The following is a 20318-nucleotide window of genomic DNA, read 5'->3' on the forward strand; positions in this document are numbered from 1 at the left end:
CTCAAACAGGCAGCACGGACGCGACGAGCGTCTGCGTATAAGGATGTTGCGGATCGTCGAGCACCTGATCCGTCAGCCCGCTTTCGACGACGCGCCCGTCCTTCATCACCATCAGCCGATGCGCGAGCAGACGCGCAACGCCGATATCGTGCGTGACGATCACGGCCGCGAGATGCAGCTTGCTCGTGAGCGTGCGCAGCAAGTCGAGCAGACGCGCCTGCACCGATACGTCGAGGCCGGCGGTGGGTTCGTCCATGAACACGAGGCGCGGTCCCGTCACCAGATTACGCGCGATCTGCAGACGTTGTTGCATGCCGCCCGAAAATGCCGAAGGCAATTCGTCGATGCGCGCGGCATCGAGTTCGACGCGGCTCATCCAGTCGGCGGCCGTCTCGCGCAGACGGCCATAGTGACGCGCGCCGATCGCCATCAGCGGCTCGCCGATGTTCGCGCCCGCCGATACGTTGCGACGCAATCCGTCGCGCGCGTTCTGATGCACGAAGCCCCATTCGGTGCGCGACAAAAGACGCTTGCGCGGCTCGGCGAGCGTCAGCAGATCGAGCGCTTCGCCTTCGCGCGTCGTGTAGGTGAGCGCACCGCCGTCGATGTCGCTGCGCAACGCGAGCGCATTCAGCAACGTCGATTTGCCCGATCCCGATTCGCCGACGATGCACAGCACTTCGCCCGGATGAACATCGAGATCGACATCGACGCACCCGCCGCGTCCTTCATAACGCTTCGTGAGGCGCGTCGCTTTCAGGAGTGCGTTCATCGCGTCACCTCTTCGTCGTCGCGACGGCTATGGCAGTAATCGCTGTCGGAGCAGACGAACATGCGCGTGCCCTGATCGTCGACGATCATCTCGTCGAGAAAGCTATCGTGCGAGCCGCACAGCGCGCACGCGTGCTCCCACTTCTGCACGGTGAACGGATGATCCTCGAAATCGAGGCTCTTCACTTTCGTATATGGCGGAATGGCGTAGATGCGCCGCTCGCGGCCCGCGCCGAAAAGCTGCAATGCGGGATTCATGTGCATCTTCGGATTGTCGAACTTCGGGATCGGCGAAGGCGACGTCAGATAGCGGCCGTTCACGAGCACCGGGTAATCGTAGGTCGTCGCGATGCTGCCGTGCTGCACGATATCCTCATAGTATTTGACGTTGATGAGGCCATATTCCGCGAGCGCGTGCAGCTTCTTGCACTCGGTCACGCGCGGTTCGAGGCGGAACAGCGGCTCGGGCATCGGCACCTGATACACGATGATCTGCTTGTCCGTGAGCGGCGTCTCGGGAATGCGGTGACGCGTCTGCACGATGCTCGCATCGGCGGTGCGCGTGGTGGTCGCGACGCCCGCCGTGCGCGCGAAGAAGCGGCGAATGTTCACCGCGTTCGTCGTTTCGTCGGAGCCTTGATCGATGACCTTCAGCGTATCGCTTGCACCGATGATCGCGGACGTGACCTGCAGGCCGCCCGTGCCCCATCCATACGGCAGCGGCATTTCGCGCGATGCGAACGGCACCTGATAACCCGGCACCGCGACCGCCTTGAGCAACGCGCGGCGAATCATGCGCTTGGTCTGCTCGTCGAGGTACGCGAAGTTATAGCCTTCGGTGAGTGCGTTCATGCCGCATTCTCCTTGTTGTCGTCCGAACCGTGCGCGGCGCGCAAACGGCGCAGCAGTTCCAGCTCGGATTGAAAATCGACGTAGTGCGGCAACTTCAGATGCTGCACGAAACCGGATGCTTCCACGTTATCGCTGTGATACAGCACGAACTCGGGATCCTGCGTCGGTGAGCCGACGGCTTCGCCGAGTTCTTCGGCACGCAACGCGCGATCCACGAGCGCCATCGCCATCGCCTTGCGCTCGGAGTGGCCAAACGCGAGACCATAGCCTTGCGTGAACGTCGGCGGCACATCGCCGCTGCCCGCGAACTGATTGATCATCTGACATTCGGTGATGTCGATATCGCCGATCTCGACCGCAAAGCCCAGTTCATCGACCATCATTTCCACCGCGACTTCGCCATGACGGATCTCGCCCGCGAACGGATGGCTGTGCGCGTAGCCGCGCTGCGTCGCATAGCCGACCGCGAGCAGAAAGCCTTCGTCGCCGCGTGCGAGGTTTTGCAGGCGCGTCGAGCGATCGGCGGGAAACGACAGCGGTTCGCGCGAAAGATCGCCCGGCTCGGGCGCGTTCTCGTGCGCGCGTTCCTGCTCGATCAGGCCTTCCTTGTCCAGCATCGACAACACGCGCGGCATCGCGCTCGCGTCCGTCTCTTTCGCCGAGATAGTTGCATGCGCAACTTGTTGGCCTTCGGCAAGCAAAGTGAAATCGAGCAGGCGTTGCGTGTAGTCGTACGTGCCGCCCAGCATCTGTCCGCCGGGAATGTCCTTGAAGGCCGCCGAGATGCGGCGCTCGACACACATCGCTTCAGTATCGATCGGCAGCGTGTAGCCGAAACGCGGCAATGTCGTGCGATACGCACGCAGCAAAAAGATCGCTTCGACGAGATCGCCGGCTGCCTGCTTGATCGCGAGCGCGGCCAGGTCTTCATCGTAGACGGAGCCTTCCGTCATCACGCGCGCGACGGCAAGACGCATCTGCTCGCGAATCTGCGCGACGGACAACTCGGGGACGGAAACATCGCCGCGACGCTTCTTCGCGAGCACGTCCCACGAACGTTCGATGGCGCGTTCGCCACCTTTGACCGCGACGTACATCAGTTCACCTCCACTTGCGTCGTGCGCGGCAGGCCGACGAGCGCGCCGCCCGCGACGAAGTAGCAATCGATGCCGCAAGGAAAGAGCGCCGTGAGCGCCGCGCGCTGACGCCAGAACTCGCGTGACAGGCCCGCAATGGCGACGCTGCGCGATTGCGCGATGCCCGGACCGCTCCACACGAGCGGCTCGCCTTCGGTCAGCGACGGCACATGGATAAAGAGCGTCGCGGCATGCTCGGGAGATTCGGGTTCGCCGTGCGAGAAAGCATCGAGCGAAGGCATGTCGCGCGCATCGTCGATATAGACGAATGCGGCCTCGCGGCGATCGCGCGTCAAGCGCGCGCTCGCGTGAAAGCGCAGCGCTGCGCCAAGCACGTTGTCTTCGCGCTCGATGAAAACCGGCGTCGAATAATCCGTCAGCGCGAGCAGCGACGCGAACGCCGCGAGCGGCACGCGCCCGGCGAGGCCATCGCGCATCGCATGGTTGTCCGGCAGCGCGGCATCGATCGCAACGATGCTGCCGGGCCGCGACAGCGCATCGAGCAATGCGCGGAACACGCGTTGCGCGTCGTGCACCGTGTCGTTGAAGCCAGGCACGAGCGTGGTCATGTCGATTCGCATCATTCGCCTCTCACCATCGTGAAGAATTCGACCTTCGTCGCGGCCGCTTCGGCTTCTTTGCGGCGTCGTTCATCTGCGATGCGCGCAGCCAGCGGCTCGATGAGTTGCGTCTGCAACTTGTCGGCGAAGCGCGGCATCTGCAGGAGGGCGTCCGCGAGCGCGGCGAGCGTCGCGCGTTCCTTGTCGCGCCCCATGTGCACGGCGACACCGACCGGCGCGCTGCCGTCATCGGCGATGAGACGAAGCGTGGCGCGCGTGACGGTCGTTTCGCCGAGGTTAAACGCATCGCCCGTGCCGCCGATGCGCCCGCGCACCATCGCAAGCCCGATATCCGGCGCGCGCAGCCACTCGTAGTCGGGCACCCGCGCGCCTTCGAGCGCCGCTTCGAGCGCATGTTGCAGCGCCTCGCGCGGCGTGCGGGCAAGCACCGCCATCCATTCGCGGCGGCCTCGCGTTGCGCGCGGCTCCATTGAAGTACTCATCGCATTCCCTTTGTCTGGAAGGATCGGATCATCGTCATGCTACTCGTTGTCTAGTCTAGTCGTCTAGACGTTTGGTCGTGTAGTGAGGCTTTCACATTTCCATCACGAGTTGCGCACTACAATCCGGGAGAACGATATTCAAACCGACAGGAATGACAGCGCAATGACATCCAACGAAAATGCGGCGCCTGGCGTTGCCGTGGAGCGCGGCGCGGGGGTCGCGGTCTGGCGGCAGATCGAGCAGATACTCGCCGCCGAGATTGCCGCGAAGAGCTTCGGCGACGAAGGACGCCTGCCGAGCGAGGCGGAACTCGCCAAGCGTTTCGACGTGAACCGTCATACGGTTCGCCGCGCGATGCTGCGGCTTGCCGCAACGGGTCTCGTGAGCGTCGAGCAGGGGCGCGGCACGTTCGTGCAGCCGGGCGCGATCGATTATCAGATCGGCCGGCGCACGCGCTTCACCGAGAATCTGCGCCGCCAGAAGCACACGTCGGCTGGCGTCGTGCTGAGTTCGGAGCGCGTGAAGGCCGATCCGACCGTATCGAAGGCGCTCGGCGTGCGCGCCGGCACGCTCGTCTATCAGATCGAAACGCGCCACGACTCCGACGGCATTCCGATGACGTATGCGCGCAACTGGTACCCAGCCGCGCGCTTCAACGATCTGCCCGCGGTCATCGAAGCGGCGGGCGGTGTCAGTGCCGCGCTGGAGACGTTCGGCGTAAAGGATTACATGCGCAAATGGAGCCGCATCGGCAGCGTGCTGCCTTCGTCGGACGTGGCGCGGCGCTTGCAGATCAATCGTCAGCAGCCGGTGTTGTGGGTCGAAAACGTCGATGTCGACGAGGACGGCGTGCCGATCAAATACGGCATCACGCATTTCGCGGCGGATCGCGTGCAATTGATGGTCGAGCACGATCGATGAGCGCCGCCGTTCATCCGCGCGTGGCGCTCTACTACGCGCCGCCTGCCGCTTCCGCATGGTGGCGCGAAGGTTGCGAATGGCTCGGCCGCGATCCCGAGAGCGGCCGCGAAACCGCGACGCCCGCGCATGCCGTGACGCACGCCCCGCGCCGTTACGGCTGGCACGCGACGCTCGTCGCGCCGTTTCATATGGCCCCGGGTGTCGAGCTCGCGGACGTGCTGGCATATGCGCGTGCGTGGGCCAGTTCGACGCCGCGCTTCGAGATGCCGGTATGCCCCACGGAAATGGGCCGTTTCGTCGCGCTACGGCCCGCCGCGCCCGCCGACGACGCAACCCTTCGAGCATTGGCCGCGAGCGCACTGAAGGCGCTCTCCGCGTTGCGTACGATGCCATCGCGGGAAAGCATCGAGCGGCGCATCGTCGATGGCATGAGCGCACGGCAGATCGAACTGCTGCGCGAATGGGGTTATCCGTATGTCCTCGACGAATATCGTTTCCATATGACCCTTTCCGATTCCCTCGACGATGCGAACGCGCGCGCGTCGATCATGTCGGAATGGAAGGCGCGCATCGATACGCTCGGCCCGCTGCCGGTGCACGGCGCGGCGCTTTTCATCGAGCCGCAGCCGGACGCGCCGTTCACGCTATGGCAGCGCCTGCCGTTCAACAACGCACGGGATGTGGCATGACCGAAGTGGATAGCACGAAACTGATCTACGTGATGGGACCGTCAGGCGCGGGCAAGGACTCGCTGCTCGGCTTCGCGCGCGAACGCATCGGCGCACAGGTGCTGTTCGCGCATCGCTACATCACGCGCGCGGTCGCGGACGGCGAGAACCATATCGCCCTTTCGCATGACGAATTCGCTTCGAGACTGTCATACGGCCTCTTCGCGATGCATTGGGAAAGCCTCGGGCTGCGGTATGGCATCGGCATCGAGCTGGATGCGTGGCTCGCGCGCGGCAGGCCAGTCGTCGTGAACGGCTCGCGCCAGCATGCGGAACTCGCGCTCGAACGTTATCCGCATGCGCGCTTCGTGCATATCGATGCAGCGCCGTCCGTGCTTGCCGCGCGCCTCGCGCGTCGTGGACGCGAAGACGCCCGGCAGATCGAAGCGCGTCTCGCGCGCCGTCCGGCCTTCGAACTGCCGTCGCACGCGCATGTCGTGAAGATCGACAACTCGGGCATGCTCGCAGACGCCGGCATGCAATTGCTCGCGCTGCTCGCGCGTACGAACCACGCCTGAAAACGACGCGAGCGCCTGATGAGGCGCTCGGCATCGATAGTTGCAAGCGCAATCAAATCACGCGTTCGCGCACCCACCCCGAAGCGAGATCGATCATCGACACGATCGCGATGACGATCAGCATCACCGCCGACGTCTGCGCATAGTTGAACGAGCGGATCGCTTCATACAGCACGACGCCGATACCGCCCGCGCCGACCATGCCGACGACCATCGCGGAGCGCACGTTCGACTCGAAGCGATACAGCGCGAACGAAATCCACAGCGGCAACACTTGCGGCAGCACGCCGTAGACGATTTCATCGAGACTGCTCGCGCCGGTCGCGCGCACGCCTTCGGCGGGCCGCGCATCGACGGCTTCGACCGCTTCGGCGAAGAGCTTCGCGAGCACGCCTGTTGTATGAACCCACAACGCGAGCACGCCGGCGAAAGGCCCGAGTCCGACCGCGACGATGAACAACATCGCGAAGACCATTTCGTTGATCGCGCGGCACGCGTCCATCAGGCGGCGCACGGGTTGCGAGATCGATACGGGCGCGATGTTCTGCGCCGATAGCAGCCCGCATGGCACGGCGCAGACGAGCGCGAGCGCCGTGCCCCACACGGCGACCGCGAGCGTCACGATCATTTCATGCACGTACGTGCGCCATTCCGTGAAGTCGGGCGGAAAGAAGTCGCGCGCGAACTGGCTCATGTTGCCCGATGCGCCGAGCAGATCGAGCGGGCGCATGTCCGCGCTCTGCCATGACAGACCCAGCACGGCGATCAGAACGATCCAGCCGAACATCGATGTCCAGCTGCGCTTCGGTGCACTCGTCCGCACGGGCCGCACGATGCCGGCCTCGAACGTCGTTACGTCGAGCGGCTTCATTTACTTCGCCGCCGTCGTGTCGAGCGCGGCGATCTTCTGATCGAGCGCGGCAATCTGCGCCTTCTTGTCGGCGTCGTCGAGATGCGCGTCGTTCTGCACCTGCTGCTTCTTCTGGAAGAGCGCCATCTGACGAATCGGCACGAGTTGCGCGTTCGACGAATCGGCGAAGCCCGAATAGCCCGAGATCGCAGTCATCACCGCTTGTTCGCGCGGGTCCTTTTCCGCGTAGTGATCGAAGAAGTTGCGCAGCTTGTCCTTCGTCGCTTGCGGCAAATCGCGACGCCATACGAGCGGGTCCGATGGAATGAGCGGCGACTTCCACAACACGCGCACCTTCGGATACAGCTCGGGATGTTGCGTCTTGATGGTGTCGAGCATGTCGGTGTTGTTGGTCGCGACATCGATCTTGTCGTTGACGACCGCGAGCATGTTCGCCTCATGGCTCGACGGCAGCACGCTCTTGAACGACGACTTCGCGTTGATGCCGTTCTTCGCGAAGAGGTAATACGACGGCACGAGCGTGCCCGACGTCGAGTTCGGATCGCCGAAACCGAGATTGATTTCCTTCGTGTTCTTCAGCACCTGATCGAGCGATTTCCACTTGCTGTTCGCGTTCGTGATGAGCAGCGAGTAATAGCCCGCTTCGCCGTTCTTGTACTTCACCTTCGCGAAGACTTCGCCGTTCGAGCGATCGACCGCTTCGATCGCCGATGCATTGCCGAAGAAGCCGATCTGCACCTTGTTGAAGCGCATCGCTTCGATGATGCCCGCGTAGTCGGTCGCGAAGTAGGCCTTCACGTCGAGACCCGTCTGCTTGTTCAGATCGTCGATGAGCGGTTGCCAGCGTTGCTTGAGCGCGGCCGACGAATCCGTCGAGATGATGCCGAAGTTGATCGTCTCGGCAAGAACGGATTGCGTCAGCAGGCAAGACGCGAGCGCGGCGCCGGCCAGAAATTTTTTCATGATGCGATCCAGGAGTTGACGTTGAGTTGAGGTTCCGCGGCGTGCGTCCCCGCTACGTGATGCGCAAGCAGTTCGCTGGCGGACGATCCGTAGAGCTTGTGCAGCACCTCGGGCGTGAGACGCTCGCTCGCGCCATCGAAGACGACGCGGCCATCGCGCAACGCGATCGTGCGTGGGCAGTACTTCATCGCGACATCGATCTGATGCAGCGACACGACGACCGTCAGCTTGCGCTCGCGATTGAGCGTCTGCATGAGTTCCATGACGCGTCGCGCCGATTCGGGATCGAGCGATGCGATCGGTTCATCCGCGAGCACGATGCGCGCACGCTGCACGAGCGCGCGTGCCAGTGCCGCGCGCTGCTGCTGACCTCCCGACAGATTGCTCGCGCGTTCGAACGCGTGTTCGCCGATGCCCATCGCGATGAGCGAATCCATCGCGAGCGAGCGTTCGTCGCGCGGAAAGCGCCCGGACATACGACGCCACAACGACACGCGCGACAACGCGCCGATCAGCACGTTCGTCAGCACTGAAAGACGTCCGACGAGATTGAACTGCTGAAACACGAAGGCGACGTCGCGGCGTATCGAGCGCACTTCACGCACGATCCTGCCGTTCTGCTGGATCGGGCGGCCGAGCAACGTGACGTGCGACGGCGCGGGGTCGGATGCCGTGAAGCCTGCGATGTGCCGCAGAAGCGTCGACTTGCCCGATCCGGAAGCGCCGATGAGCGCGACCATCTCGCCCTCTTCCACGCGCAGATCGACGGAGTCGAGCGCCTTGCGGCCATTCCGGAACGTCTTGGTGAGACGCTCGATGCGAATTGCGTCCATAGCTTCCCTCGATGGGCGCGCTCACATGGCGCGCTGAAACGTTCGGGAGATTCTAGGAAGCGAACATGACGAGATAGTGACGCGCATGAGACGTCTAGATGAATACATCACTTCGATGCGTCGCGAGTTGAGACGATCGAGCAGAAAAGCGATACGAACGAGCATTCACGATTTGCGCGCCGCGCTTCATGATGATCCGCAACTGCATCAATCACTCGGGACTTCATCATGAACACGATCCATACGGATGTCGCCATCATCGGCGCGGGCAGCGCGGGACTTTCGGCGTATCGCGCGGCGAAGGCTGCGGGCGCTTCGGCGATTCTCATCGAAGGCGGCGCGCACGGCACGACGTGTGCGCGCGTCGGCTGTATGCCGTCGAAGCTTCTCATCGCAGCGGCCGATGCCGCGCATCACGCGGCGCACGCGGCGGCGTTCGGCGTGCATATCGATGGCGCGCTGCGCATCGACGGGCGCGAAGTGATGGCGCGCGTGAAGCGCGAGCGCGATCGTTTCGTCAGCTTCGTCGTCGCGGGCGTCGATGCGATGCCCGATGCGGACAAGCTCACCGGCTACGCGCGCTTCATCGACGATAACCTGCTGCAAGTGGGCGACGATACGAAGGTACAGGCGAAGAGCATCGTCATCGCGACGGGGTCGAGTCCCGTTATGCCGTCGATGTATCGCGCGCTCGGCGATCGCGCCATCATCAACGACGATGTGTTCGCGTGGGACGATTTGCCGAAGCGCGTTGCGGTGATCGGCGCGGGCGTCATCGGCTTCGAACTCGGTCAGGCGCTGGCGCGGCTCGGCGTGCGTGTGTCGCTGCTGGGCGCGCGCGGGCGCGTCGGGCCTTTCACCGATCCCGATGTGCGTGCGTATGCCGGGCGTGTGTTCAGCGAAGCGTTTCGTTTCGAGCCGTTTGCGCAAGTGCAGGCCGCCGTGCGCGAAGGAGATGAAGTGCGTTTGCGCTATGTGTCAGATGCGGGCGAGTCGATCGAGGAAACCTTTGATTACGTGCTCGTCGCTGCCGGGCGCAAGCCGAATGTCGGCGGGCTGGCTTTGAGCAATACATCGCTTGCACTCGATGACGTTGGCTTGCCGGTCTACGATCCGCTCACGCTGCAGGCGGGCGCTCATCCGGTGTTCATCGCCGGCGATGCGAACGGCGTGCTGCCCTTGCTTCACGAAGCCGCCGACGAAGGACGCGCGGCGGGCACGAATGCGGCGCGTTATCCGCATGTCGAAGCGGTCGAGCGTCGCGCGCCGATTGCAATTGCGTTCACCGATCCGGGCATTGCGATGGTCGGCTCGCGTCATGTCGACCTTAAGCCCGAGTCGTTCGTGACGGGCGAAGTGAGTTTCGAGGATCAAGGCCGCAGCCGCGTGATGCTCAGAAATCGCGGGTTGATGCATGTGTATGTCGATCGCGCGAGCCGCCGCTTCGTCGGGGCGGAATGGATTGGGCCGGATGCGGAACACATCGCGCATTTGCTGGCGTGGGCGTTGCAGATGAAGCTCACGGTCGATGAGATGCTGCGGATGCCGTTTTATCACCCGGTGGTCGAGGAAGGGTTGAGGACGGCGTTGAGGGATGCGGTTGTCAGGCTCGGGTGAGCGGGTCGCGGCGAGGCACTCCGTGCGTATCGATTGCGCCCCGCCGCACTTCCAAGCGAGACGAACGTTGTTGTGCGCATCCGGGAAATCCCCGCCACATCATGTCTGGATTTCCTCGAGGGCGAAGCACGGATACTTATAAGTCGAGTTTGCCGTGCACCAGATCGGACGTGTCTCGAACGGGCGCCAGGCTGGATCTTTGGCCTTCCACGCTTCATGCGGTGACGGCTGACGCGATCGTCGGTGCAGTCGCCTGGCGCGCACGTAAAATGGCGTCATGTCGAACACGTCCCGCCAACCTCCCCGGCAAGAACCCGAGTTGCCGCTTCACACGCCCAGCACCGCATCGCTCGCGCTGGCCGCCGCCATCGCGATGATCGCGTGGCTCGCGTTCGCGGCGCAGACGGACATCACCATCGCGCGTCTCGTCAATCGCGGCTTCACCGTCTTCGACGGCCTCGCGCGCATGAGCAGCTACCTGACGAACCTGACCGTATCGCTGACCGCGTTCTGCTTCACCTGCGTTGCAACACGCGCGCGATTTCCCCTCGCGCGCTTCTTCCGCAAACCGACCGTCGTCACGGCGGTCGTCGTATATATCGTGTTCGTCGGCATCGCTTATAACGCGTTGCTGCGCTATCTATGGACACCATCGGGCTATCGCGCGCTCGTCAACGAATCGCTGCATACCATCGTGCCCGCGCTCGCGGCCTTGTACTGGTATCTCTTCGTGCCGCGCTTTCACCTTTCATTGAAACGATGCGCGCTCTGGCTCGTCTATCCGCTGTCTTATCTTTGCATCACGCTGTGGCGCGGACGTCTCTCCGACTTCTATCCCTATCCGTTCATCAACGTCGCGGAGCTCGGCTATGAACGTGTCTTCATCAATGCCGCGATGCTGGTCGGTGCCTTTCTCGCGCTGATGAGCGTGTTTCTCGTCATCAATCATCGACGCGAGGACTTGAGCGTCGCAGACCCCGAAGTCGAAGCGGACGATTCGACTTCCGGCCACATCGATTAGCTCGCGGCGCGCTTGCGGTTCACGACGATATCCGCAATGAACGCAACGGCCAGCGCACACGCTCCGCACGCAAAAATCAGCGCGTAATCGTTATGCGTATGCGAGAACAGAAACGAGTAGCCATATCCGGCAAGCGCCTGACACAACGCGAACGCCGACGTCGCCCTGCTCCATGCCGCACGTTGCTCGGTATGATCGTGCGGCAGCAGTTCATGCACGCGCCCGAGCGCGAGGGGCACGATGCCGGTCGTCGAGATGCCGAGCGCCACCGTCGCGACACCGATCACATACGGATTCGCCGATAAAGCCAGCAACGCCACCGCGCACGCCTGCACCAGCAGCGCAAAACGGTAAGCCATGCCGAAGCCGATGCGATCGCCCGCATTGCCGCAGACGAGCGGCCCGAAGATCGCCGCGACGCCATACAGCACCCAATAGCTCGCGCCCACTTCGGCGCCTCGGCCATAGCCGCGCGCGATGCAATCGACGAGCAGGATCATCACGGGCACGAGGCCGAGCGCGTTCGCCGCATATTGCCCATACAGCAGGCGCAAACGCGTATTGCCGTGCGGGTTCGAATGCGTTGCCGCATCTTGCTTTGCGACGGCAGGTGGGTTCGACGCGGGCCATCCGAACCACGCAATTGCCGTCAATATCAGCGAAAACACGCCGAGCCCCATCCACGTATCGTGCAATCCGTGATGAAGGAGCTTCGGAATCAGCGTCCCCGATGCAGCGATGCCGAAGCCCAGTCCGACGAAGATCATCCCGCTCGCGAAGCCGCGACGCGCGGGCGGAACATGCGGCAGGATCGTCGTCGCGACGAGCACCATGATCGCGCCGCCCGACAAGCCCGAAAGGAACCGCCACGCGAAGAACCAGGCAATCGACAGCGGAAACGCGCAGGCGAAGAAGGCCACCGTCGCGATCGCCATGAGCAGCCGCAGCGCGTGACGATTCGTGAGCGCATGGGCGATCGCGCGGCCGAAGAGCGCGCCCGCGAAATAGCCCGCGAAGTTAGCGGCGCCGAGCGTCACCGCTTGGGAAGACGTGAACCAGTGCGCCTCGATCAGCGGCGGAATCAGCGGCGTGTAGGCGAAGCGCGCGAGGCCGATGGCGACGAGACTCGCGCAAAAGCCCGCGAGCATCGCGAAGAAAGTGCGGGCATCGAGCGCAGTGGGCTGATCGGCGCTGACGGCCGATACCGTTTGTTCCGACATGATGACGACTCCCCCGGCCGCAGCGCTTGCACGCGGACGGACAACGTGACGTGAATGGATACGAAGGCCTTAACGCTTGCCGACGCTGAGCCCGAGCGGCGGCAGCTTCAGCATCGCCAGCGTCGGCGCGACGGCGCCGATCAACAACGCGGGCTTCGGATCGACGCGCGCGAGCACGCGCACGCCGAGCAGCACCGCGAGCAGATTCGTGGCGGCGGCATCGGCCGGCATCACGCGCTCGATTTCGCCGCTCTTGAATCCGGCCTTCAGGCAGCGCTCGAAGAACGCGCGCATCAGCGACATCTCCTCCGCGATGAGCTCGCGAAACGCTTCGTCTTCCGGCGATGCGCCGAGCGCCGCATTGACGAGCATGCAGCCGCGCCGATGCTCGTCCGACACCGAACGCTCGACGACCTCGCGAAAGAACGCGCTGATCGCGCGATCGGGCGTCATCGTGGATTGGAGCCTGTTGATGCGCTCGCGCAAGGTGTGTTCGAGATAGTGATCGAGCGCGCGCAGAAAGAGCGCGCGCTTGTCGCCGAAAGCGTTATAGAGGCTCGGCTGTGTAAGGCCCGTGTACTGCACGAGGTCGCGTGTGGACGTGCCGTCGTAGCCGTGCGTCCAGAACGCTTCGGCAACGGCATCCAGCACGCTGTCCTCGTCGAAATTGCGCGGTCGCGCCATGATCCCGCTCCATCGAATTGAAGGACGGACGTTTTATATCGTCCGATAGAAAACGTATTGTATCGATAGATATAAAACCGTGCAGCATCCCCATTCGGCGACGCGGGTCTTGCGTTCGGGGAAATAAGCTGAGGAAAGAGACGCGCTTCGGAGACGCGGTTGCATCTCCGAAGGCATGAAGGTCGGTCAGGCTTCTTTCGAATCGAACATCAGCAGATCGACGCCGGCTTGCGCGAAATTCGCGAGATCGCCGGCGGTCTTCTGGCCTTCGGGCGAGTCGAACGCGGCTTGGATCGCTTCCAGCGAATCGAACTGAAGCAGCGCGACGAGGTGATATGGCGATTCTCCCGATGCCGCCACGACCGGTCCCGCGCTGATCTCATAGCGCCGCAGGCCCGGCAGCGTCTTTGCCAGCGGCGCGTGAGTCGACGCATAGTAGTCGTCGAATGCCTGCGGGTCGGACGGATTTTTATATAGCGCTACGAGCTGGGCCATCGTTGTGTCTCCTGGTAGTTTTACGGCGTTGGAAGAAAGGTTGCGTCAACGCGCTACTGCTTTTCCAGTTGCAGATAGATGCGCTGCACGTTCTGCGGCTGCGCGGTCGCGTAGAGCTTGTCGTTCCTGAACGCGGGCACCTGTACGGTGTGCATCGCTTCGGTCAGTCCGACGCCGCTCGTGTAGGCTTGCTTCACCGCGGCTTCGAGCTCGCGCAGATACGTGCCGGTCCGCATGATGTCGTCGCCGCGCAAGGGCTTGCCGAAGCCGGGTACAACCGTCTTCAGGTCGAGCCCGCGCAGGTTCTCGAGCGCGGCGAGCCAGCCGGAAATCTGCTCGTTGCGCAGCTCGGGTATGCGTCCATTCGATACGAGCCCGCCCGCGAACAGCACGCCGGTTTGCGTGTCGAGCACGGCGAGATCGCCGGGCGTGCTGGCAGGACCGAAGTGCAGCAGTTGCAGCTTGCGTCCGCCGCTTTCGATCTCCGTCGTGCCGTTTACCGTCTGATCGGGAACGGTCACGCGCGAGCCGGCCATTTCATCTTCGCCGAGCGTCTTGCGCAGATTGGCGAGACAAATCGAACAGCGTTCGCGAATCAATTGCGCGGCGCGCGCGTGCGCGAGGATCGGCACGCCCTCGTCGCGAAACGCGGCCGCGCCGAACACGAACTCGGGCGCCTGATGCGTGATGATGACGAGCTTCACCGGCAACGGCGTGACCTTGCGGATCGCTTCGATCATCGCGCGGCCATAGCGATAAGACGAACCTGTGTCGATGACTGTCACGCCGTTCTGTCCGACGATGAAGCCGTTGTTCGCGACGATGCCGTGATTCGCGGGCGCGACGGCATCGTTGTCGCCGATGAACGCGTACACGCCCGGCGCAATGGCGACAGGTGCCGGCATGCCGCTCATCGCCGCATGCGTGAGCGTGCTGACAGCAAAGAGCAGCGTGAAGAACAGCGCTCGCAAGCGGCGCACCGTCATTTCATCGCCGACGTTTGCGCGCTGCCCGGTTGCGCGTTGACCGCCACGGCGCCGTCCCAATGCTTGTTCTTCGTATCCTCGATAAACGCCTTCAGTTCGCCGCTTCCGCTCGGCACGAAATAGAAGCGGAAATTCGGGTTCTCGCTAATCGAGAAGTTGACGTTCGCGGTCATCACCGGCTTATCCGCATAGGTGACCGACACCTTGCGAATGAAATAGGCCGACGCGTAGTTGCGCGTGACCTGGTTCATCGCCATGCCGGTTCGATTCGGATGACGCACCATCAGTTGCGCGAGTTCGGGCTTGCCCGCCACGGCCTGACCTTCGGCCTGAAGACGGACCTGTCCCGCTGTCCGCTCGGCCGCGTCTTCGTCCTTGTCGGCGGGTGCGGAACATCCGCCCGACGCCTTCACGAAACGAACGGCGCTATAGAGCTTGCCGTCGTTCGTCTCAGCAATCGCGCGCATGAACGTGTAGTCCTCCACGCGCACGCGCGTTTCGATCGTCGCGAGTCCCGATTCCGGCGTGAACTCGAACGATCCTGCATACGGCTCGGGATTTTCGTCGATGAAGAGATAGAGCTTCTTGATGTAACGCGCGGGCGATTGCGGAAACTGCGCGTTGATCGCGATCGGCACGACGGCGGCATCGGCTGCGCGCGCGGGGGCGTCGAGCTTGATGACCGCATCGCCGTGCGTGTCGATCGTGCGGCCCTTGAACGTCCCTTCCCTGAAGTCGATCCAGCGCGCCACCTTGTCGGGATCGTCGTCGGGCTGCGCCGCCTGCGCGGCATACGGCGAGAGCGCCGCGGCGGCGAGGCTCGCGACCGTCATCGCGCGAACGCCGGACCATGTTGTCTTCATGATGTCCCTCCAGTCCTGCACTACTGCTCCCATTCGAGCTCCGCGTAAGCGGCCGTCACATTGCGACGGTGATACATGTCGAAGAGAAGCCACTTGTCTTTCTCGCCGAGACCGATGCTATCGACTGCCTGCCCGATCGTTTCGCCCTTCCTGATCGCAGCACGCACATCGCGCGCCAGATCGGCGAGATAGCGTTCCTCGGCGTCGAGCGATTGCGTCCAAGGCGGATCGAGCGGACCGTGCCCCGGCACGACATGACGGGGATTCATCTGTCGAATGCGCGCAATGTCGTCGAGCCAGCCGATAACGCTGCCATCGATCACAGGAATGCAGTGCACAAACAGCAGATCACCCGTCCACAACGTGCCGCTCTTCTCATCGTATACCGTCAAGTCGTTGTTGGTATGCGCGGTTTTCCATGTGCGCAGCGTGAGCGTGCGTCCACCGATATCGAGCGTGCCCGTGCCGTCGATCGTCTTCGTCGGCGCGACGATTTCGCTGCCCGCTGCCGCGCTACCCAACTCGCGATTGAGCGCGCGCATGTAGTTGTCCGCGCGCGAGGCTTCGGCTTGCGCGAGCGTCGCGCTGCCGACGAATTGCGGATGATCGTCCTTGAAAGCCGCATTCCCGAAGATGTGATCCGGATGCATGTGCGTGTTGATGACATAGCAGACCGGCAGCGGCGTGACAGCGCGTATCGCGGCGCGCAACGCGCGGCCTTCCGCGAGCGTGCCGCCTGTGTCGATCACCGCGACGCAGCGTGTTCCGACGATGAAGCCCACATTCGCTATATCGCCGCCGTTCTCGTGCGTCGCGACATCGTCGTGACCGCGATGCGCGTAGTTACCGGGCGCGATCTGCGTGACCTGCAGCGCGGTCTGTGCACGCGCGATAGTTGCACACGCAATTAGTACGAGGAACGTGATGCGACGGCAGGCCGATGCGACGTTCATCGGACGTCGCTTGCTTCGGCGAGCCGCCTGGGTCTGCGCAGGCCGAACTGCGCGTATTCGCGCTCCAGAAACGGTTCGGCGTGTTCGAGGAGGAAGCGGCGAAAAGCGAGGCAAGTCGGCGAAAGTTGTTTCGAGCGTGAATGCACGAGTTGCCACGTGCGTTCGACGGGCGTGCCGTTCACGTCGAGCACGGCGATTTCGCCGGTGCGCAGTTCGAGCGAGAGCGTGTGCAGCGAGATGAGACTCACGCCCATGCCCGCCATGACGGCCTGCTTGATGGTTTCATTGCTGCCGAGCGTGACGCTATGCGCGGGCACGAAGAGGTTCTGCCGAAAGACATGCTCGGCGACGGCGCGCGTGCCCGAGCCGGGTTCGCGCAGCAGGAACGTATCGTTCGCAAGTTCCTGAAGGTCGAATTGTTTTGCATGACGCAGCGGATGCGACAGCGGCGCGACGATCACATGCGGATGATAGGCGAGTGGCTCGGCGGTCGTACCGAGTTCGGGCGGCGGGCGGCCCATGATGGCTAGATCGGTTGCATTGTCCTGCAAGAGACGCAAGAGCGTTTCTCGGTTGCCGACGGAGAAGCGCACATCGACCTTGGGATATTGCTGCCTGTAGAGCGCGAGAAGCTTGGGGGCGAAGTACGTCGCCGAACTGACGATGCTCACCGCTATCGCGCCGCTATCGGCTTGTGTGAGCGACATCATGGCGTCTTCGGCGTCTTTGATTTCGCCGAGTATGCGGCTCGCGTGATGTGAGAGCCTTTCGCCGGCTTCGGTCAGCGATAAGCGTCGCGCGACTCGCTCGAATAGCGGTAAGCCGATCGCTTCTTCGAGTTGCCGGATTTGCATCGATACCGCTGGTTGGGTGAGGTGCAGTTCCTCCGCTGCGCGGGCGAAGCTTGGACAGCGGCTTGCTATCACGAAGATTTGCAGCTGACGCAGGGTTAGGGAGCGGATGAAATTCACGGGGTCGTTTTGGGCGGGTTTGGTTCGCTGCGGCTTCTTTGGAATCCTGTGATCGTGTCGGTCTATTGGCACTGCCCCTGTGCGGGGCGGCACCTACTTTCTTTGCTGCTGCAAAGAAAGTAGGCAAAGAAAGCAGCTACTGATACGCCCGCGGTCACACGCAATTTGGGTAGTCCTCTCGTCCATCGTGGGCTGCCTAAAGAGTGCCCTCATAGGCCCCATCGGGCTTGGCTCGCGCACGGTCTGCCACATCGCATCACACACGAAACTGGTTCAGCACCAAATAGCTCCAGCCCGCTCCGCGGCCGACCGGTCAATCGGGACCGCGTGTGCTTCCCTACTAACGCCTCGATCTCGCCGCCTTCGCCGCCCGTTGGTTTCCCTTGCAGACCCCGCGGCAGCGCGTAGCGCTGTGCCGAAGCTGTTTCGTGCTGAACCAGTGTCCTCAGCGTTTTCGGGCGGCGGACCGTGCGCGAGCCAAGCCCGGTTATTGTGATGAGGGCACTCTTTAGGCGAGTGCCGTCTGTGACGAGAGAACTACCCAAATTGCGTGTGACCGCGGGCCTGAAAAGCTGCTTTCTTTGCTTACTTTCTTTGCAGCAGCAAAGAAAGTGAGTGCCGCCCCGCACAGGGGCAACGCTAATAGACCACTAAGAAAACGGGATCCGGCGAAGAAGAAAAAAAATCACCGACTAGCCCGAGGCGCATTCGAGGGCTTCCCCGGCGCGCCCATATTCCTGAACGTCCCTTGAAAAGCAATCGTCTCCTTCTGCAGCGGATGCGCAAAATCGTTCCCATCACCGGGCACTTCGGTGCGAATCATGAGCAATCGCCCGGGCACGTCATCGGCCATGACGAACGTATAGCGCTTGGCGAGGTACTTGGTGAACCGCTCGGCATTGGGATCGTTCAAATAAGGCTGAATGACGATCTGCTGCGCCTTCGCATGCTTGCCAAGCCCGAGCGCTTCGCTCGACACCGGCGTGATAGCAGGCCCCGCCGCAAGCGCCATCCTCACGCGCTGCTGGAAATAGCGCCGCTGACCGCCCGTCAGTTGCTCCATCTCCGCGATGTCATGCTCCAGAAAATAGATGATTACCGGATTGCAAGGCAAGCCGCCCGGCACGTTGACATTCCCCGTCCGATCGGAAACCTTCGCGTCGTTCTTACTGTTGCCCTGACTCACGACGAGCACGCGCAACGTGTCATTGACCTTCGACGGCGGCCCGGAATAATCCACCGCGTAATCGAGCTCGGTCTGCGCCTCGACACCGGTCATATGCGGCTGCATGAAGAGCAACTGCTCAGCGGGCTTGATATCGACGGACGTCGGCGCCGAAGCCACGGGCGCGTCCGCACACATCGCGACGCGCGGCATCGCACTGCCCAGCGCGATAACCCACGCGCAAAGAGAAGCCGCGTATATCCGCTTCATTGCGCGCTTTCCGGCTGCAACGGCAACAATGGAACCTGATAGCTCGTCAGAATCTGATCGATCTTCGGCTGGTTCGATGCAATCCAGTTATCGACCTTGTCCCGCCACGCCTTTTCGCCATAACGCACGCCCATCGAAATCTCATAGTCGAAGCGAATCGGCTGACCGGCCGGGAACGGCACGAGACGCACCTTGTTATCGGAACGATTCGCGAAATAGCCCGCGATCGGCCCCCATACGAAAGCCGCATCGACGTCGCCCTTCGCCAGATCGCGTTCGATCATCTCGCCGGGAAACGCCTCGGGATCGCCGCTTTGCCCCTGATACGACACAGCCTGAGCGATCAGATCATGGCGAAGCAGCCAGTCCACGGCGGGGCTCTTCACGAAGACGCCGAGCTTCATTTTCTTCAACTGATCCGGCGGCAGATTCATCAGATCCGATGGAGTCTTGATGCTCGCGTATTCGGGCTTGTTCGGAAACACCATCGCGTAAGTGGAATGCAGATACGGACGCGTCGTCGCGGTCAATTCATAACCCTTCGGCACGCCGATGATCAGATCGCATTTGAAGCGCTCCGTCTGCGGCACTTTCTCGCGCAGCGTGTTGCGCACGAATCCCATGCGTTGCGGCCAATACGTATATTCGAGCTTGTAGCCGAAATCGCTCGCCATCTGACTCGCGATCTTGTTCTCGTAACCCTCGCCCTTCTTGTTGGAGAGCGGCATGTTGTTCGGATCGGCGCACACGCGCAGGATACCGTCCGCGCCATCGTTGTTCGGCAGATCGGGCGGCGGAGCGAGCGCACCTTGCGCGAACGCCTGTTGCGCCGAGAACGTCGCGAATGCCGCGCATAACGTGGCTACGAATCGGAACGAAGCGGCGCGGCTTGCATTACGATCAGACATCGACACCTCCGGGTATGAGAGCAATCATCAGACGTCAGCCGCCAATCGGCCATGCAACGTCTTCATTTTGCATCGATTGCCTGCAGATCGCCCGGGTTGATCTTGCCGTCGGAGCGCCCCTTCAGATACGCATAGAGGTTCTCCCAGTTCTTCTGCATCATCTGGCTCGCGCTGAAGTCGGGCATACCCTTGTCCACGCGACCGCCGAATACGGTTCGATGAAACTCATTCTTGTCGAGCGTCTTGAAAGCATCGATCAGCGACGGGCCGACCATCCCTTCCTGCTTCGCCCCGTGACAGCGTTCGCACGCGAGCGCACGCCAGGTCTTCCAGCCCTGCAGCGTGTCGCTGTCTACCTTGTTGCCATCGACGACCTTATACGCGACCGGCTTGATTTGCGCAGGCATCGCAGGCGGCGTCTGTGCAAAGGAAGCGGACGAAGCAGCGAGCGTCATCGTCAGCATCAAGAGTGATCGGCCTTTCATACGTCTGACTCCTTGAACATGTC

At 62.6% G+C, this 20318-nt stretch carries 23 protein-coding genes; 5 read left to right on the forward strand and 18 right to left on the reverse strand.

All coding sequences use genetic code 11. From position 1 onward, the window contains the following. Window position 1: 1 nt before the first annotated feature. Genes phnK through phnG form a run of 5 tightly spaced genes read right to left on the reverse strand, consistent with a single transcriptional unit; the run spans window position 2 to window position 3822 of the window. Window positions 2-772 (reverse strand): phosphonate C-P lyase system protein PhnK, encoded by a 771-nt coding sequence (gene phnK / locus NCS00_RS19615; protein ID WP_008354386.1) that lies wholly within the window; start codon window positions 770-772, stop codon window positions 2-4. Then, window positions 769-1623, reverse strand: coding sequence for an alpha-D-ribose 1-methylphosphonate 5-phosphate C-P-lyase PhnJ (locus NCS00_RS19620; RefSeq protein WP_250440773.1), 855 nt, complete (start codon window positions 1621-1623; stop codon window positions 769-771). Before NCS00_RS19620 ends, phnK begins: the two co-directional genes overlap by 4 nt. Continuing rightward, the gene (locus NCS00_RS19625; protein WP_250440774.1) at window positions 1620-2720 is read right to left on the reverse strand and encodes a carbon-phosphorus lyase complex subunit; all 1101 of its coding nucleotides are present in this window, start codon (window positions 2718-2720) and stop codon (window positions 1620-1622) included. The genes NCS00_RS19620 and NCS00_RS19625 overlap by 4 nt, the downstream gene beginning before the upstream one ends. Continuing rightward, window positions 2720-3343 (reverse strand): phosphonate C-P lyase system protein PhnH, encoded by a 624-nt coding sequence (gene phnH / locus NCS00_RS19630; RefSeq protein ID WP_250440775.1) that lies wholly within the window; start codon window positions 3341-3343, stop codon window positions 2720-2722. Before phnH ends, NCS00_RS19625 begins: the two co-directional genes overlap by 1 nt. Then, window positions 3340-3822 (reverse strand): phosphonate C-P lyase system protein PhnG, encoded by a 483-nt coding sequence (gene phnG, locus NCS00_RS19635; protein WP_034473491.1) that lies wholly within the window; start codon window positions 3820-3822, stop codon window positions 3340-3342. Before phnG ends, phnH begins: the two co-directional genes overlap by 4 nt. 163 nt (window positions 3823-3985) lie before the next feature. On the opposite strand from phnG, the gene phnF reads away from it, so the two are divergent. From phnF to phnN, 3 genes are read left to right on the forward strand one after another with little or no spacing between them, the layout of a single operon-like run. Further along, complete coding sequence (gene phnF, locus NCS00_RS19640) at window positions 3986-4744, forward strand: phosphonate metabolism transcriptional regulator PhnF (RefSeq protein ID WP_034473492.1); 759 nt, start codon at window positions 3986-3988, stop codon at window positions 4742-4744. Further along, entirely contained in the window at window positions 4741-5433 is a 693-nt protein-coding gene (locus tag NCS00_RS19645) for a DUF1045 domain-containing protein (protein WP_250440776.1), read from the forward strand. Before phnF ends, NCS00_RS19645 begins: the two co-directional genes overlap by 4 nt. Then, window positions 5430-5990 (forward strand): phosphonate metabolism protein/1,5-bisphosphokinase (PRPP-forming) PhnN, encoded by a 561-nt coding sequence (gene phnN, locus NCS00_RS19650; protein WP_008354378.1) that lies wholly within the window; start codon window positions 5430-5432, stop codon window positions 5988-5990. The genes NCS00_RS19645 and phnN overlap by 4 nt, the downstream gene beginning before the upstream one ends. A 52-nt stretch (window positions 5991-6042) precedes the next feature. Here phnN and phnE read toward each other — a convergent pair whose 3' ends face one another. The 3 genes from phnE to phnC all read right to left on the reverse strand — a co-directional run bounded on the left by phnE (window position 6043) and on the right by phnC (window position 8657). Beyond that, the gene (phnE, locus tag NCS00_RS19655; RefSeq protein ID WP_250440795.1) at window positions 6043-6777 is read right to left on the reverse strand and encodes a phosphonate ABC transporter, permease protein PhnE; all 735 of its coding nucleotides are present in this window, start codon (window positions 6775-6777) and stop codon (window positions 6043-6045) included. A gap of 84 nt (window positions 6778-6861) precedes the next feature. After that, window positions 6862-7824 (reverse strand): phosphonate ABC transporter substrate-binding protein, encoded by a 963-nt coding sequence (gene phnD / locus NCS00_RS19660; protein ID WP_008354376.1) that lies wholly within the window; start codon window positions 7822-7824, stop codon window positions 6862-6864. Beyond that, window positions 7821-8657, reverse strand: coding sequence for a phosphonate ABC transporter ATP-binding protein (phnC, locus tag NCS00_RS19665; RefSeq protein WP_250440777.1), 837 nt, complete (start codon window positions 8655-8657; stop codon window positions 7821-7823). Before phnC ends, phnD begins: the two co-directional genes overlap by 4 nt. 228 nt (window positions 8658-8885) lie before the next feature. Between phnC and NCS00_RS19670 the strand changes: the two genes are divergently transcribed. Both NCS00_RS19670 and NCS00_RS19675 read left to right on the forward strand, forming a co-directional pair. Next, window positions 8886-10274 carry a dihydrolipoyl dehydrogenase gene (locus NCS00_RS19670; RefSeq protein WP_250440778.1) on the forward strand — a complete coding sequence of 463 codons (1389 nt, stop codon included), beginning with the start codon at window positions 8886-8888 and terminating at the stop codon, window positions 10272-10274. A 277-nt stretch (window positions 10275-10551) separates the two neighbouring features. After that, entirely contained in the window at window positions 10552-11295 is a 744-nt protein-coding gene (locus tag NCS00_RS19675; protein ID WP_250440779.1) for a Pr6Pr family membrane protein, read from the forward strand. Here the strand turns inward: NCS00_RS19675 and NCS00_RS19680 are convergent. From NCS00_RS19680 to NCS00_RS19725, 10 genes are all read right to left on the reverse strand, one after another. Then, complete coding sequence (locus NCS00_RS19680; RefSeq protein ID WP_175982847.1) at window positions 11292-12515, reverse strand: YbfB/YjiJ family MFS transporter; 1224 nt, start codon at window positions 12513-12515, stop codon at window positions 11292-11294. The two genes, NCS00_RS19675 and NCS00_RS19680, sit on opposite strands and share 4 nt — an antisense overlap. A gap of 69 nt (window positions 12516-12584) precedes the next feature. Next, window positions 12585-13199 (reverse strand): TetR/AcrR family transcriptional regulator, encoded by a 615-nt coding sequence (locus tag NCS00_RS19685; RefSeq protein ID WP_175982846.1) that lies wholly within the window; start codon window positions 13197-13199, stop codon window positions 12585-12587. Window positions 13200-13385: 186 nt separating this feature from the next. After that, window positions 13386-13694 carry an EthD family reductase gene (locus NCS00_RS19690; RefSeq protein ID WP_008354369.1) on the reverse strand — a complete coding sequence of 103 codons (309 nt, stop codon included), beginning with the start codon at window positions 13692-13694 and terminating at the stop codon, window positions 13386-13388. A gap of 53 nt (window positions 13695-13747) precedes the next feature. Continuing rightward, window positions 13748-14680, reverse strand: coding sequence for an MBL fold metallo-hydrolase (locus NCS00_RS19695; RefSeq protein ID WP_250440780.1), 933 nt, complete (start codon window positions 14678-14680; stop codon window positions 13748-13750). After that, entirely contained in the window at window positions 14677-15543 is an 867-nt protein-coding gene (locus NCS00_RS19700; RefSeq protein WP_250440781.1) for a quinoprotein dehydrogenase-associated SoxYZ-like carrier, read from the reverse strand. Before NCS00_RS19700 ends, NCS00_RS19695 begins: the two co-directional genes overlap by 4 nt. A 20-nt stretch (window positions 15544-15563) precedes the next feature. Continuing rightward, a complete protein-coding gene (locus tag NCS00_RS19705) occupies window positions 15564-16496 on the reverse strand; it encodes a quinoprotein relay system zinc metallohydrolase 2 (protein WP_250440782.1) in 933 nt (310 codons plus the stop codon). After that, the gene (locus NCS00_RS19710) at window positions 16493-17467 is read right to left on the reverse strand and encodes a LysR family transcriptional regulator (RefSeq protein WP_033536897.1); all 975 of its coding nucleotides are present in this window, start codon (window positions 17465-17467) and stop codon (window positions 16493-16495) included. The genes NCS00_RS19705 and NCS00_RS19710 overlap by 4 nt, the downstream gene beginning before the upstream one ends. Window positions 17468-18152: 685 nt before the next feature. Next, window positions 18153-18902: a hypothetical protein gene (locus NCS00_RS19715; RefSeq protein ID WP_008354364.1), complete on the reverse strand. Its 750-nt coding sequence runs from the start codon at window positions 18900-18902 to the stop codon at window positions 18153-18155. Continuing rightward, on the reverse strand, window positions 18899-19810 hold the full coding sequence (locus tag NCS00_RS19720) for a substrate-binding domain-containing protein (protein ID WP_008354362.1): 912 nt from the start codon (window positions 19808-19810) through the stop codon (window positions 18899-18901). Before NCS00_RS19720 ends, NCS00_RS19715 begins: the two co-directional genes overlap by 4 nt. Before the next feature lie 62 nt (window positions 19811-19872). Next, window positions 19873-20295, reverse strand: coding sequence for a c-type cytochrome (locus tag NCS00_RS19725; protein ID WP_250440783.1), 423 nt, complete (start codon window positions 20293-20295; stop codon window positions 19873-19875). Window positions 20296-20318: the final 23 nt, after the last annotated feature.

The organism is Caballeronia sp. AZ1_KS37, assembly GCF_023631165.1.
GTDB classification, from domain to species: Bacteria; Pseudomonadota; Gammaproteobacteria; order Burkholderiales; family Burkholderiaceae; genus Caballeronia; species Caballeronia zhejiangensis.

Bases quoted from the DNA above. Each gene is read 5' to 3' on its own strand.
- NCS00_RS19690 (WP_008354369.1), bottom strand. From the start codon at position 13,694: ATGGCCCAGCTCGTAGCGCTATATAAAAATCCGTCCGACCCGCAGGCA.
- phnN (WP_008354378.1), top strand. From the start codon at position 5,430: ATGACCGAAGTGGATAGCACGAAACTGATCTACGTGATGGGACCGTCA.
- NCS00_RS19705 (WP_250440782.1), bottom strand. From the start codon at position 16,496: ATGAACGTCGCATCGGCCTGCCGTCGCATCACGTTCCTCGTACTAATT.
- NCS00_RS19620 (WP_250440773.1), bottom strand. From the start codon at position 1,623: ATGAACGCACTCACCGAAGGCTATAACTTCGCGTACCTCGACGAGCAG.
- phnH (WP_250440775.1), bottom strand. From the start codon at position 3,343: ATGATGCGAATCGACATGACCACGCTCGTGCCTGGCTTCAACGACACG.
- NCS00_RS19680 (WP_175982847.1), bottom strand. From the start codon at position 12,515: ATGTCGGAACAAACGGTATCGGCCGTCAGCGCCGATCAGCCCACTGCG.
- phnG (WP_034473491.1), bottom strand. From the start codon at position 3,822: ATGAGTACTTCAATGGAGCCGCGCGCAACGCGAGGCCGCCGCGAATGG.
- phnF (WP_034473492.1), top strand. From the start codon at position 3,986: ATGACATCCAACGAAAATGCGGCGCCTGGCGTTGCCGTGGAGCGCGGC.
- NCS00_RS19725 (WP_250440783.1), bottom strand. From the start codon at position 20,295: ATGAAAGGCCGATCACTCTTGATGCTGACGATGACGCTCGCTGCTTCG.
- NCS00_RS19685 (WP_175982846.1), bottom strand. From the start codon at position 13,199: ATGGCGCGACCGCGCAATTTCGACGAGGACAGCGTGCTGGATGCCGTT.
- NCS00_RS19700 (WP_250440781.1), bottom strand. From the start codon at position 15,543: ATGAAGACAACATGGTCCGGCGTTCGCGCGATGACGGTCGCGAGCCTC.
- phnE (WP_250440795.1), bottom strand. From the start codon at position 6,777: ATGTTCGGCTGGATCGTTCTGATCGCCGTGCTGGGTCTGTCATGGCAG.
- NCS00_RS19715 (WP_008354364.1), bottom strand. From the start codon at position 18,902: ATGAAGCGGATATACGCGGCTTCTCTTTGCGCGTGGGTTATCGCGCTG.
- phnK (WP_008354386.1), bottom strand. From the start codon at position 772: ATGAACGCACTCCTGAAAGCGACGCGCCTCACGAAGCGTTATGAAGGA.
- NCS00_RS19675 (WP_250440779.1), top strand. From the start codon at position 10,552: ATGTCGAACACGTCCCGCCAACCTCCCCGGCAAGAACCCGAGTTGCCG.
- NCS00_RS19645 (WP_250440776.1), top strand. From the start codon at position 4,741: ATGAGCGCCGCCGTTCATCCGCGCGTGGCGCTCTACTACGCGCCGCCT.
- NCS00_RS19625 (WP_250440774.1), bottom strand. From the start codon at position 2,720: ATGTACGTCGCGGTCAAAGGTGGCGAACGCGCCATCGAACGTTCGTGG.
- NCS00_RS19695 (WP_250440780.1), bottom strand. From the start codon at position 14,680: ATGACGGTGCGCCGCTTGCGAGCGCTGTTCTTCACGCTGCTCTTTGCT.
- NCS00_RS19670 (WP_250440778.1), top strand. From the start codon at position 8,886: ATGAACACGATCCATACGGATGTCGCCATCATCGGCGCGGGCAGCGCG.
- NCS00_RS19720 (WP_008354362.1), bottom strand. From the start codon at position 19,810: ATGTCTGATCGTAATGCAAGCCGCGCCGCTTCGTTCCGATTCGTAGCC.
- phnD (WP_008354376.1), bottom strand. From the start codon at position 7,824: ATGAAAAAATTTCTGGCCGGCGCCGCGCTCGCGTCTTGCCTGCTGACG.
- phnC (WP_250440777.1), bottom strand. From the start codon at position 8,657: ATGGACGCAATTCGCATCGAGCGTCTCACCAAGACGTTCCGGAATGGC.